At 36.6% G+C, this 13,255-nt stretch carries 12 protein-coding genes; 10 read left to right on the top strand and 2 right to left on the bottom strand.

Annotated features, from left to right (window positions below; translation table 11 throughout):
- Nucleotides 1-5 precede the first annotated feature (5 nt).
- The 8 genes from BMY21_RS03240 (at nucleotide 6) to BMY21_RS03205 (ending at nucleotide 8,152) form a co-directional block, all read left to right on the top strand.
- Nucleotides 6-1,394 carry a hypothetical protein gene (locus BMY21_RS03240; protein ID WP_074640836.1) on the top strand — a complete coding sequence of 463 codons (1,389 nt, stop codon included), beginning with the start codon at nucleotides 6-8 and terminating at the stop codon, nucleotides 1,392-1,394.
- Nucleotides 1,391-2,695: a 4Fe-4S dicluster domain-containing protein gene (locus BMY21_RS03235; protein WP_074640834.1), complete on the top strand. Its 1,305-nt coding sequence runs from the start codon at nucleotides 1,391-1,393 to the stop codon at nucleotides 2,693-2,695. Before BMY21_RS03240 ends, BMY21_RS03235 begins: the two co-directional genes overlap by 4 nt.
- A gap of 11 nt (nucleotides 2,696-2,706) precedes the next feature.
- The gene (locus tag BMY21_RS03230; protein ID WP_074640832.1) at nucleotides 2,707-3,804 is read left to right on the top strand and encodes an RnfABCDGE type electron transport complex subunit D; all 1,098 of its coding nucleotides are present in this window, start codon (nucleotides 2,707-2,709) and stop codon (nucleotides 3,802-3,804) included.
- A complete protein-coding gene (locus BMY21_RS03225; protein WP_074640830.1) occupies nucleotides 3,801-4,259 on the top strand; it encodes a hypothetical protein in 459 nt (152 codons plus the stop codon). Before BMY21_RS03230 ends, BMY21_RS03225 begins: the two co-directional genes overlap by 4 nt.
- Before the next feature lie 19 nt (nucleotides 4,260-4,278).
- Nucleotides 4,279-4,896 carry a hypothetical protein gene (locus BMY21_RS03220; protein ID WP_074640828.1) on the top strand — a complete coding sequence of 206 codons (618 nt, stop codon included), beginning with the start codon at nucleotides 4,279-4,281 and terminating at the stop codon, nucleotides 4,894-4,896.
- Complete coding sequence (locus BMY21_RS03215; protein WP_074640827.1) at nucleotides 4,893-5,456, top strand: hypothetical protein; 564 nt, start codon at nucleotides 4,893-4,895, stop codon at nucleotides 5,454-5,456. Before BMY21_RS03220 ends, BMY21_RS03215 begins: the two co-directional genes overlap by 4 nt.
- Complete coding sequence (locus tag BMY21_RS03210; protein WP_074640825.1) at nucleotides 5,453-6,058, top strand: RnfABCDGE type electron transport complex subunit B; 606 nt, start codon at nucleotides 5,453-5,455, stop codon at nucleotides 6,056-6,058. Before BMY21_RS03215 ends, BMY21_RS03210 begins: the two co-directional genes overlap by 4 nt.
- 93 nt (nucleotides 6,059-6,151) lie before the next feature.
- Nucleotides 6,152-8,152, top strand: coding sequence for an alpha-amylase/4-alpha-glucanotransferase domain-containing protein (locus BMY21_RS03205; protein WP_074640823.1), 2,001 nt, complete (start codon nucleotides 6,152-6,154; stop codon nucleotides 8,150-8,152).
- On the opposite strand, the gene BMY21_RS03200 is transcribed toward BMY21_RS03205, so the two are convergent.
- Together BMY21_RS03200 and BMY21_RS03195 are read right to left on the bottom strand one after the other, a co-directional pair.
- Nucleotides 8,142-9,602 (bottom strand): pyridoxal phosphate-dependent decarboxylase family protein, encoded by a 1,461-nt coding sequence (locus tag BMY21_RS03200; RefSeq protein ID WP_074640822.1) that lies wholly within the window; start codon nucleotides 9,600-9,602, stop codon nucleotides 8,142-8,144. The genes BMY21_RS03205 and BMY21_RS03200 overlap by 11 nt on opposite strands.
- 126 nt (nucleotides 9,603-9,728) lie before the next feature.
- On the bottom strand, nucleotides 9,729-11,078 hold the full coding sequence (locus tag BMY21_RS03195) for a diaminobutyrate--2-oxoglutarate transaminase family protein (RefSeq protein ID WP_074640820.1): 1,350 nt from the start codon (nucleotides 11,076-11,078) through the stop codon (nucleotides 9,729-9,731).
- A gap of 176 nt (nucleotides 11,079-11,254) precedes the next feature.
- On the opposite strand from BMY21_RS03195, the gene BMY21_RS03190 reads away from it, so the two are divergent.
- The gene (locus BMY21_RS03190; protein ID WP_074640818.1) at nucleotides 11,255-11,896 is read left to right on the top strand and encodes a lactate utilization protein; all 642 of its coding nucleotides are present in this window, start codon (nucleotides 11,255-11,257) and stop codon (nucleotides 11,894-11,896) included.
- Complete coding sequence (locus tag BMY21_RS03185; RefSeq protein ID WP_074640816.1) at nucleotides 11,897-13,243, top strand: OmpA family protein; 1,347 nt, start codon at nucleotides 11,897-11,899, stop codon at nucleotides 13,241-13,243.
- The last annotated feature ends 12 nt before the right edge of the window (nucleotides 13,244-13,255 follow it).

Raw genomic sequence — 13,255 nt, 5'->3', positions numbered from 1 at the left:
TTGCCATGAATAAATATATAAAGTTCAGCTCACCGTTAGTTTTTCTTATATCACTTATTCTTATACTTGCATTTAAAACAGTCCCATCTGGAAAACTCTGGAAAAATTATTCTGTAATCTGTGTTCCGGTTAATACTCCTGATTCTCTTGTAATTTCTGCAATCGAAAAGGCAGGCATCAAAAATCAGATTTCACTTTCCGGTCAGTATCTTCCAATTTCACTTTCTGAAAACTCAATTGAAGTTTCAATTCTCAGACTGAATTATATGAGTTCACAATATGCATATCTTAATAAAAGAAATGCAATGTTTTTTGATAAATCTCAGTCTTACAGATTGTATTATATTCCAGGCATTTATAATTCAGAAACTACAACTCTTATAAAACTTCTGGAAAATGAAGGAATCGAATGCATTAAAGACAGTTCGGCAGATTATCCGTGGCTTTTACCTTTTATTGGTGTACTGCTGGCTTTAATGCTATTTCTTTTTGTTAGAAATAAACTTCCTTTTTTGTGCAGTAACATTATTCCTTTGATTTTCCTTTACTGTAATCCATTTTATCCTGTAGCGACAGCAACCTGTCTTATGCTTCTTTGTCTGTTCTTTACAGCGAATGTGTGGAGAAGAAGAGGGGCAGTTTCTATTCTTTTAAGCAGACATTCAGCACCAGCTATGCTTGCAATAGCTTTTATCTGTGCTTTCTCAAGTTCAATAGCATCAGGATTTTTGTTTATACTTGCTGTTATCGGAACTATTTCATCGTTAATTCTTTGTCATTTAGTTGAGGATTTCTTCAGAAACAAAAAGCCATTTGTTCCAGTTTATATTCGTTCTGCAAAACGTGTATCTTTATTTGCAGGTAAGTCGTTTATATCTATGAGTATTGTCACTGGAGCAGTTGTGCTTTTTATTATCATGATATTTATTACCTCGTCAGGTTCAATTCATACAAGTTCCTCAAAGCTCTTATTTCCGGGAAAAGCTTATATTGCAGAAGATTCGCTTCCTCAGTTTGAAGATTATTATCAATGGAACTGGAATGTTATGACTGCACCTTATAAATCTTTAAACGGTGATATTTCTAAGGCTGAAGATACAGTTGCTTTTTCTTCTTTTGTAGAAAATGAACAGACTGGAATTATAAGTGAACAGACAAATATAATGAAATATGATAATGACTTCCGCCAGGATGTCTATGACAGCATAGATAAACTTCAGTTTGACTCAGTTGAAAAGCTTATGAAATCTGAAGGTGAAGATTTTTGCGGAGGATATACAGCAACATCTTCTTACCAGATAAATTTATTTGGTATAATTATGTGCTTTCTTTGTCTTTTTATATTACTTTTTATCTATTTTTCCATTATTATAAGAAAAGGTATAAATAAATGAAATCAAATAATCCTGTTGTTTCATCAATTATAAAAAACTATAACACTTCTCAAAAAGCATTTTTACCTAAAGTCGTAACAATTCCATTATCACAGGAAAGTGAATCCTGCTATACCTCTATTGTAAAACCAGGCGATACTGTAAAAGAGGGTGATGTTATTGCACAGACAGAGATTTCCAAGGGCTGGACAAGTTCACTTCATTCATCAGTTCCAGGAAAAGTTTTATCTACACAGGCTTGTTTTTCTCCAAATGGCCGGCAGGAATTTGCAATCAACATTAAATTTGGAGGAGCGTTCTCTTATTTAGGAAAAACACATCAGGAAATGAAACCTGAAGATTATTCTCAATCTGATATTTCAAAAAAACTTATAAAGAACGGTGTAGTTAATACATTTAAAACAGAAGTTCCTGAGAATCTCGGTGTTCAGATAGAAAAAATCAATGAGAAAAAAGAACAGCATAATCTTGTTGTTCGTCTTTTTGATGAAGATCCTTACAGAATAACAGATTCACTGATTTCTAAATTTTATTTTGATGAAATAGTAAAGGGTGCCAGAATTGTTGCAAAGGCTATCAATGCTAAAGGAATTGTTTTTGCAATAGATCATAAATCCGATTCAAAGGATTGGGCAAAGAATCCTGATTATAAAGATATCTATCAGCTTGAAATGAAGATTCAGCGCTATCCATGTGGAACTCCACGCGAAATTGTTTCTGCTTTTGTTCGAGGACCATTAAACAGATTGTGTAATTTTACTCTTACTAAGACTGATCTTTTTACAGATTCTTCTACAATGTATGAAGTTTATAAAGCAGCGGCCCTTTCCATTCCTTGTGTAGACCGTCTCGTTCATTTTTCCGGTAACTGTCTTAATGCATCATGTATGCTCGACGTAAAACTCGGTACAAAATTACGGGATCTTATTCCGCAGATTGGCGGTTTTATAAAAGAACCGGCTCACATAATAATCAACGGCATGTTATGCGGAACCTCAGTTAAGAGTCTTGATATTCCGATTACGAAATATGTTAAGTCCGTTGAATTCTTATCAAAAAAGAAAAACTCAGATGAGCAGATTTATTCCTGCATCAATTGTGGAAACTGCCGTTTTGCATGTCCTGTAAAACTTTCACCGGATATCCTTTATAATCACACAATAAATTTCAAACTTCTTAAAGAGACCTATGCAGCATCCTCTTTAGCCTGTATAGAATGTGGACTTTGTAACACAGTTTGTCCGGCTCGTTTACCGCTTTGCCAGACAATAAAAGTTCTTAAGAATAAGATTAAAGAATAGATGAGGATTGTATGAAAAATAAACTAAATGAAAAAAAGCTTAAAAACACACGTATCTCAGTAAAGCCTTTTGTTTATACAATTCCATCAATTTCCTCAGTTTCTATAAAGTTTCTGATTCTTTTAGCTTTACAGGTAATCATGCTTCTTATAACAGGAAGCTTTAGGGCAGTATTTGTAGTAACAGTTTCTTTAACAGGTTCAATTGTTGCTGCAATTTTGAATTACTATATTAAGAAAGAAGCCCTCTACAATATAATGAATATTGCTATTCAGGGAATGCTTATTGGTCTGCTTTTACCTGAATCATATCCACTGCCAATGGTATTTGTAATTTCTTTTGTAACAATTATTATTTCACGCAGTGTTGTTTTCAAGGGAATCAATAACTGGATAAATGTTCCTGCCATTGCTGTAATTATTGCGTGGTATATCGGAAATGCATACTTCCCGCAGTTTGCTGTTTCATCAGAGCTTCTGCCATTAAAAAATTCTTCTGTTTATCTTATTCAGAACGGATATTTTCCTACATACAGCTTTGACAGTCCTGTAACAGCATTCCTGAACAAATACATTTTCAGTATTGCTAATGTAACAATTCCTGAAGGCTTTATCTCTGCAATGTGGGATACAAATTCTATTATCCCTGCATTCAGATTTAATCTTCTTACAATTGTTTCATCAATTATTGTTTTCTCTGATAATTCTTTCTCAGTTATTATTCCGGCAAGTTTCCTTGCAATTTATACACTTCTTGTAAGACTCTTTGCTTCATATTTCTTTGGAGGAACTATCAATCAGGGAGATATGATTCTTGCTCTTCTTACAAGCGGAATCCTTTTCAGTACTGTATTTTTAATTCAATGGTATGGAACTATACCGGTAACTGTAATTGGAAAACTAGTTCTCGGTATATTATCAGGTATTATTGCATTTGCAATTATCGGTTGTGGAACTTCTCCAGTTGGAATTGCTTATACAATTATCTGTTCAAATATCATCTGCATGTTTATCAGAATATTCGAAGAAAAGAAAAATGAACTTACAGCCGGAAAAGTTATTGCAAAATATTCAGCTAAAATCGCTGCAGAAACAGGAGCTCAACAATGAAACAGCAGATTTCATATAAAAACTTTTTCATTAACTATGCTATTGTTGTACTGATTGCTGCAACGGTTATTGGTATTCTTATTTATTTTATTAAGGTTTCAAAAAAATCCTGGGATAATAATCTGAAGGCTTCAATAGAATATAGTCTTGCAGAAAACGAACCAGACACCTGGGATATCGGAAAACTTTACAGATTAAATAATCCACTTAGTGCGAGTGCTGCTTGTTTTGAAGCACGCAATAAAAAAAGTGGTGAAAACTGTAAAGCTGTAATTATTCGAATTCAGACATTCTATGGACCACATTCCGGAATTTATATTGTTGAAAATAATGGAAATGTAATCTTTAAAGGCTATTCTTCACTCCATGGTAGATGTGCCACACAGCTTTCAAATTCATATACTGGAAGACGAGTAGAGTACTGGAATAAACGCATAGCTGAGCTTTTTAAATAGGGTAAGGGAGAAGAACATTATGAAGCAGAAAAAATCATTTATGTACATTGCATCTTTCCTCACACTTACAATTCCTACAACAGGACGTTTTGTTTACGGATTTACCTTAATTCTTGAATTATTGCTTCTTGAAGTATTAGGAATTTTATTAAACTCATTAGTTTCAAAACTTAAGTTGAATGAAATAAGAACTTTTTTTGTTATGTTCTTTATGATTTCCATAACAATTTTATTCCGTCAGATTCTTGTTTTGACATATACAGAAATAGCGCTCACCTTAGGATTCCTTTTGTATTTCCCAACGGTTTCTGTATTCCTTACTCATACAATTTTTACTGACTTTGAAGAGCCGCTTCCTGTCAGATTGAAAAAGAATCTTTTGAGTACTTTGTTCTTTTCTGTTTTGATTTTTGTATTCTTCCTTTTCAGAGATATTGCAGGCTATGGCACAATAACTTTCTTTGGTAAGAATCATCAGATTTATGAAAAGATTTTACTGAATCCAGATAAGGTTGGAATCTTTACATTCTTTGCTTCAATTCCGGGTGCACTTGTACTTACAGGAATTTTAATTTATTTCTTCCTTTTCATTCATAATAAAATGAGAATCATTTCAAGCAGAGGAGAAAAAAGATGATTTACTTTTATACTTTTCTTTACTATTCATTATTTTCTTCTGTAGTTTTGATTTATGGAATTGGACTTAATAAGATTGCAGAAATTGGAATTGTAAAATTCAAAGAACCTATATTCTATGTAAAATGTTCTGTTTCAATAATTTCCTCAAGTGTGATTTCCTGGCTTCTGACTTATTATCTTTTAGTGCCACTTCAGATTACAGAATTGTATCCGCTTATCTGCTTTATTGTATATGCAAGTATAAGTACTTTCCTTGGAGGAATTGTCAGACTTACAACAGGTAGACTAACCTCAGAATTTGCAGTTTCATATCTTGTAATTCTTCTTTCAATTACAGAAAGTTCATCATTGCTTTTTACACTTTTTATAAGTGTATGCTGTCTGTTATCTATGCTTATCATCATACCATTCAGCCTTACATTTAGAAGAAGGGTATGCAGTAACGGCCGTTTTCTGGATGAAAAATATTATAGTCTTTATTTCCTTTTCCTTGCAATTTTAATACTTCTGCTTTCTGTATGGGATATCGTATGGCTTAATCCGGAGGTTATAAAGTGATTTTAAGAATTATTCTGCTCATATTATTTCTGCTGCTGCTTATAATGCTTACTTTTTTTACATTATATATTCTCATTCCTTCGATCAATAAACAGGATAAAAAAAATGAAGATCCACTAGTACCGCTTCATTTATCTCCTGTAATTCTTCCGGAAGAGAAAAAATATAATCCTTCAGATAAAAAAGCATACGTTCTCTGTTCATGTCATAAAGAATGCAATCTTAATCGTTCTTTATTCAATGAAGAATATACCTGTATTATGGCAAAAACAGTTTTTGGTTCTTCACTTGACTGTAAATATGCATGTCTTGGTCTTGGAGACTGTGTAAAAATTTGTCCTCAGGAAGCAATTAAAATTGAGAATATGACTGCAATTATTACAAGTAATTGTTGTGGTTGTGGAAAATGTGTTTCTATCTGTCCTCAGAAAATTATTGATTTAATTCCAACTGATACTAAAAAAGCAGTAGTCTGCGGTAACGAAACAGGAGAAATGACTTCCTGTACAAAACTAAAATCTGAAGAAAATATCAGCTGGGGTGATAAAAAAGACTTTAAAATCTGGGACTTTTGTTATAGAATAATAAAGCGTTTAAAATAACGCAGGTACCTTTGGGGAAGGGTTCTAAAAAAATCTTAATTTAAATATGGAGAGAAAATCGGCTGCTGGTGGTGGGGTGCCGTATAAAGGATAATGGGTTCAATATACGTCAGCTTCATTGTAAAATCAGTACCAGTATGCACAGATAATACTGAGCTATTAGAAAAAAGCTTCCAGTCTATTTATAAGCCGATTATTAAATATTTATATTCTCATCCTACATTCTCCCTGTCATTTACCTTTTCAGGCTGTCAGATTCAATACTTCAAAAAAAGAAAAAATGAACTCATAACAATTCTGCGTGAACTTGTTGACCGTAAACAGGTTGAAATACTTGGTGGTGGTTATAATGATCCGCTGTTACCATTATTAAACTCAGTTGACCGTAATGGACAGATAGACCTTCTGACTTCTGAAATCAGACAGACTTTTGGAAAACGTCCGCGTGGAATGACTCTTTTCCAGGACTGCTGGGATTCTTCTCTCGTAAATAATATTCATACCTGTGGACTTGAATATGTAATTTTGAGCAGTTCTCTTGTTCCAGAATCTAAACGTTCTTTCCTTCCTATTTTTATGAGCGATCTTGGAAAGAATGTTGATATTTTCCTTTATTATAATGATCTTGTTCCAGACGAAGAAATGCTCGCTGAAGAGTTTATATACAACGTCGAAAAATCTGTTTTAAAGATAGAAAAGAAGGATACTCATCTTCAGCTTGATGCAGACAGAATTGTTGCAATTACACTTACTCCAAAACAAGCCGCTAAATTGAATGAATCAAAATGGTTTGAGCGTTTGGGAAAATATATTGATGAAAATAAAGATGGTCGTGTAAAACTGACAACTTTAAATAATTATAGAACCAACGGAATGAAGATGAAAATTCCATCATATATTCCAGTGGGTATAAGTGATGAGGTTGCTCAGATTATTCAAAACGCTTCTAACGATTCAAAGAATAAATTCCCTTCTACGATTTATGATTTCATGTATTCATATTCTGCAAGCAGAAAACTTTATAACAGAATGATGTATACAAGTCTTCTCGTAAATCAATATAAAGCAGATAAGATGCGTAAAAAGACTGCCCGTGAAAAATTGTGGCAGGCACAGAACGGTATGTCTATTTTAAGTACAGCTTCTGAACCAATTAAGAATTCTCTTTATAGACAGCAGGCTTATAAATATCTTACAGATGCCGAGAAAATGCTTCGTGGAGACGGAAACTTTAACGAATCGGTTACCTGTTTTGATTACGACAATGATGGTATTGAAGAATATGTCTGCCGTATGGAACAGTATTTTGCATATATTTCTCTTGCCGGTGGAAGTGTTCCGGAACTTGATGTTATAAAAGATTCCTGTAATTATGCAGATAATCTTCAGAGAACTTTTGAGTTTGATGGTTGTGATGACGAGTATGACAGAGGCTTCTTTATTGATCATCTGTTTACACCAGCTCAGCTTGATTTATATATTCGCGGCGAACCTGCAGGTGATGGTGTATTCTCCCGTATCCAGTATTCTCAATTGAAATATTCTGGACAGCACCATGAAGTTCAGCTTTGTGCAAGAGCTGTATGGAAACCAACTGGACAGACTGTTTATCTTAGAAAGAAATACGTGATTAACTCTACAGGAATGTATGTTCAGTACATTATTAAAAATGAAAGCGATAAACCTCTTGTTGCTAAATTTGCTGTAGAATCTAATCTCTGTGATATAGCATATCTTACTGAAAAGAAATGCGGTTTTAGTATTGAAACTGTTGATAATGGGGAAGTTGTTGTTCTTGATAGTGAAAAATCTTCACTGGAATTAAATAAAAAGGATAAGCTTAATAATGTTCAGTTAGTAAGACTTTCTGATAAACCAAACGGCATTTCCTTTGTATTTGAACCTAATGAAAAATGCCACTACTGTTTTACTCCAATAAAATACAACAGACCAGGCTTTGATCGTGAAAAGATTGAACCTGTAAATCTGACTTATGCTTCGTCTTTATACTGGGACATTAACATTGAACCAGGCCGGGAAACCGAAAAGAGCATTAACTTTACGATTATCCCGGTTAAGAAGATTAAGAAATAGCGAGCTTTTTAATCAATTCCTTCAATTCATCCAGTTTCTCGTGAGTCACGCGCGGATTCAAGAGTGTAAACTTAAGGCATACACGGCCATCGCTTACTGTCTGACCAATAATTGTTCCGTGCTCGTGAATTAAAGTACGGCGAACCTTTTTATTGATTTCGTCGAGTTCTTCACCAGAAAGACTGTCATTTCCCTTATATCTGAATACAACTGAACTGATTTCCGGTTCTGTAATTACTGCAAAGTCTGAATCGTTGCGGAGAATGCTGTAAAGGTATGCAGCATTCTCCATGCTTGTTGTTATGATTTTACTCCAGCCGTCACGTCCTCGTGTCTGGAAACTCATCCATACTTTGAGTGCATCAAAGCGGCGGGTTGTCTGCATGGATTTATCTACGAGGTTAGTGTAGCCGTCTTCTTCATCTTCCTCGCGGTTGAGGTAATCTGCGTGAATTGTGAGTGCATCGAATGTGCTTCCATCCTTTAGGAGTACTGCAGAGCAGGAAATCGGCATAAGGAACATCTTGTGAAAGTCCACTGTGATTGAGTCGCAGAGAGAAAGTCCTTTTACGCGGTCGCTGTATTTCTGACTCATAATCACGCCTGAGCCGTAAGCAGCATCAGCATGAAGCCACATGTTGTGTTCACGGGCAAGCTGGCTGAGTTCCTCGAGTGGGTCAATACTTCCGAAATCTGTTGTTCCTACTGTTCCAACAATAAGGAAAGGAATATTTCCGGCTTTTATATCTGCTTCGATGAGGGAACGTAGGGCAGAAACGTCCATTTTTTTACGGTTGTCTACAGGAACTTTTTCGACTGATTTATAACCAAGTCCCATAATATGGCATGACTTTTCCATAGAGAAGTGTGAAATCTCGCTTGTATACATGCGGAGTTTAGAACATTTCTCATCAAGTCCATATTTTTTGACATCATAATTTAATTGTTTATTGCAGAACCAGTCGCGGGCAAGCAAAAGTGCTGTCTGATTAGACTGGCTGCCGCCGCTGGTAAATACGCCGTCAGCTTTTGAAGTGTCATAGCCGTAAAGTTTGCACAGATGGCGGATTGTCTCAACCTCAATCTCTGTTGCAACCGGAGACTGATCCCAGCTGTCCATTGACTGATTAAAAGTAGAAATGATTGTTTCTGCGGCAATTGTTTCTAAAAGTGAAGGACCGTGAAGGTGAGGCATGTACTCAGTAGAAGGAGTACGCAGAAGGTTAGGAAGAACCTTTTCTTTTGTGAGTTCAAATACTTTATCCCAGCCAAGTCCGTGCTCCGGGAGAATGCTGTCCTGGCGGACAATTTCCTTAAGCTCATCCGGAGTAGGTCCAGAATAGGCAGATTCGTTTACAAAAGCATCTGATACAGCCTTTGCTGTCTGCTTGAGGAGTTTGTTGTATTCTTTCCTGGCTTTTTTATCTGAAGTAAGAAAAAGGTTTTGCATTTTATATCGCTCCCTAAAATAAATACGTCATTGCGAGGAACGAAGTGACGTGGCAATCTATATTAATGGATTGCCACGCTTCGCTCGCAATGACGTTATTTATATTGATAATTATGTTTCATTAAATTATTTATATTTCTTATCAATCTCAAGTACACACTTCTCGAAAATCTTCCAGGCTTTGCCGAGATCTTCGTCAGTAATGTTCAGTGCACACAGACAGCGCATAACTGCACCGTTGCGACCGCCTTTTTCTACGATAAGGCCGTTTTCAAAGCACATCTTCTGTACAGCAGCAGCAATTTCACCGCTTGCAGGAAGAGAACCGATGCAGTCTGGAGTACCTTTCGGATCAACAAACTCAGTTCCAACCATAAGTCCTTTACCACGGATATCTCCGATAATCGAAACCTTCTTCTGAAGTTCGCGAAGGTGTGAGCGGATATTGTCCCCCTTGCGAATTACATTAGCGAGGAAATCAGGCTGAGAAACACGGTTCAAAGTAATTGTTCCGGCCTTCATAGCAAGCTGGTTACCACGGAAGGTACCTGCGTGTGCTCCGGCTGTCCACTTGTCGAGTTCTTTATTATAAACAACAACTGCCATTGGCTGTGAACCGCCGATTGCCTTAGAAAGTAAAAGTACATCAGGAACGATATCAGCATATTCAAAAGCAAAAAGCTTTCCGCTGCGTCCCATACCGCACTGAATTTCATCTACAATAAGAGGGATGTCGAGTTCTTTTGTTACGCGACGTACTGTCTGAAGGAACTCAACAGGAGCTGGAATTACACCGCCTTCACCCTGAATTGGTTCAAGGATTACGCAGGCTGGTTTTGTGATTCCGCTTTCAGGGTCTTTAAGAGTGCGCTCAAAGAAATTACAAGCTGCCTTTACACCGGCATCTCCGCCAAGTCCAAATGGATCGCGGTAAGCATAAGGGTAAGGGAAGCTGTGTACATCAGGCATAAGACCAGTAACTGCAGTTTTTGCATGGAGATTTCCCATGCAGGCAAGTGGCCCCTGGCCCATTCCATGGTAACCGCCGGCAAAGGAGATTACAGATGAACGGCCTGTTGCAGTTTTACAGAGCTTAATGGCAGCGTCTGTTGCATCAGTTCCTGATGGTGAGCAGAATTGAATTTTCGCATTATTTCCTAATTCAGAAGGAAGATGGCGAAGTATCGTTTCCACGAATTCATCTTTTACAGGGGTGGTTAAATCAAGGGTATGAAGTGGTGCATCTGATTGAATCAGGTCTACCATCGCCTTGTTTACTTCGTCATCATTGTGGCCGAGTGCTAAAGTTCCCGCTCCACACAAAAAATCCAGATATTTGTTTCCTTCTACGTCCTCAACCCATGAGCCTTTGGCTTTAGCAATTGCGAATGGGAATTTTCGCGGGTAGCTACGGGCATTAGATTCTGTGGAATCCTGTCTGGTAATGTAATACTGATTTGTGCCTTTTTCCGACATAAACGTTCTCCACTACGACAGCGAATTCGCTGTAAATATTTAATGTAAGTAAGTCACTGTACACTAAAAAAATATTTTATGCAATGTAAATTTTTACAATTTTTATAACTAATTATTAACTGACAATCATACTTACTTATGTTAAAATATTTCTATCTTAAAAAAGGAAGGTGTGTATGTTAGAACCTTTGAAAAAACGAAATGATTTGGCTGGGCCTAAGGTTGTTGAGGCACTTAAAAAACGACATTTTGAGGCTTATTATATTTCTGACAGTAAAGATGTTGCGGCTAAGGTGCTGGAGCTGATTCCTGCTGATCACTCGGTAAGCTGGGGTGGAACTATGACTGTTGATGCCCTTGGAATCAAAAAAATGCTGGCAGATAAAGGCTATAAAATTATTGACCGTGCAACTGCAAAAAGTCCTGAAGAAAGTGAAGAGCTTATGCATCAGGCTTTGAACTGTGGAACCTTCCTTATGAGTTCTAATGCTATTACAGAAACTGGTGAACTCTTTAATATTGACGGAAAGGGAAATCGTGTTGCGGCTCTCTGTTATGGACCTAAAAATATTCTGATTATTGCCGGAATGAATAAAATCGTAAAGGATATGGATGCAGCTTATTCACGCGTTCGCAATTATGCTGCTCCTGTAAATAATCAGCGATTCCCAGACTCAAAAGCTCCTTGTTCACTTACTGGAGAATGTGCAAACTGTCTGAGCCCGGATTCTATTTGCTGTCAGTTTGTAGAAACCCGCATGTGTCGACCAGAAGGACGTATTAAGATTATTCTTGTTGGCGAGGATCTTGGTATCTAAATGAAACTTCCTGGATTGTCCCGAATTAAAAAAGTCGGGTTTGTTCTTATCATCATAAATCTTAATCTTACTTTTTTACTTACGGGGCAATCTGCAATCACTCATCCGCTGGGAGAACTTTCACCAGATTCAGATGAAGTGATTTTATATAAGGGAAGCCGAAATTATAAATTTACAGAACGCAGTGATTTACGTGTTTATCAGAATGGAAAATATGTGGGGCTGCAAAGTAAAATCGTTTCTGCGTTTATTATTCCAGGCTGGACAGATAAAGGTCTCGTCTATGAAGGAGACTTTTTTGTTGATCAGGATACAAACCGAAACAAAACACAGGTTGCGCTTGGTATTCATGAAGCAATTCCTTCTTCTTTTCTTATAAATGATGATGGCAATTTGACAATGCTTGTTGATAACGGATATCCAAGTTTCAGAAGTTTTCCGGCTTATTCTGCCCATAAACTCAAAAAGGGTGATGTTTGGGAAGCAAAAGCAATCAGAGCTGTTGATCCTCTTTCTAAAGGCATAATCACAAAAATGCCGATTTACGTTCAATATACTTATACCGGCGATGACGTTTATAATGGAGAACCGGTATATCTTATTTCCGCTCAGTGGGCGACCCGTTACAATATGGGTGGAACGACAATGTATGTTGACTGGGGAGGAGATAAAGAACTTTCCTATGCTCAGGGCAGTCATAAAGCAACAATTATCGTAAGCAAACAGACAGGAGCTGCTTTTGTTATCCGTGATAACGTGGATGAAACTTTTGTTTATACTGATGGAAATAAATATCAGTTTAAAGGAACTATTTCTCTGTTCACTGAATATCCGCCGGCAATAGACAGAAGCAAGCTGATTGCGGCTCTTAAGCGTATGGAACTTCTGGATGATGATGAGGCGGAAAATTTACTGCAACGACCGATTTATGAAGAACTGAAAAAAAAGCTTGAAGAAAATCAAACAAATAAAACAGCTCCAATTACAGTAGACAACACTGAAGCTGGAATCCGCCTTACAATTCAAAATCTTCAGTTTAAAGCAGACAGTGCACAGCTTCTTCCCGGTGAAGAAAAACGACTTGATCAGATTGCTGAAATCCTGAAACTCGCAGAAGGTGCTCAGTTTATGATTGAAGGACATACAGCTGATACTGGTTATGAAGCTGGTGAATTGATGCTCTCAAAGGAACGTGCTTATTCAATTACTGATGCACTTTCTAAACGGGGAATCAGTAAAGAAAGATTTATCTGCAAGGGAAGTGGAAGTAAAAAACCGATTGCGTCAAACGATACTGCAGAGGGAAAAGCATTAAACCGACGCGTAGAAATTACTATATTAGATTGATATAATAAAAGT

It is taken from the genome of Treponema bryantii (genome assembly GCF_900111035.1).
GTDB classification, from domain to species: domain Bacteria; phylum Spirochaetota; class Spirochaetia; order Treponematales; family Treponemataceae; genus Treponema_D; species Treponema_D bryantii_C.
The sequence above is the reverse complement of the archived record's forward strand: the minus strand, read 5'-3'. Positions and strand labels throughout refer to the sequence as shown.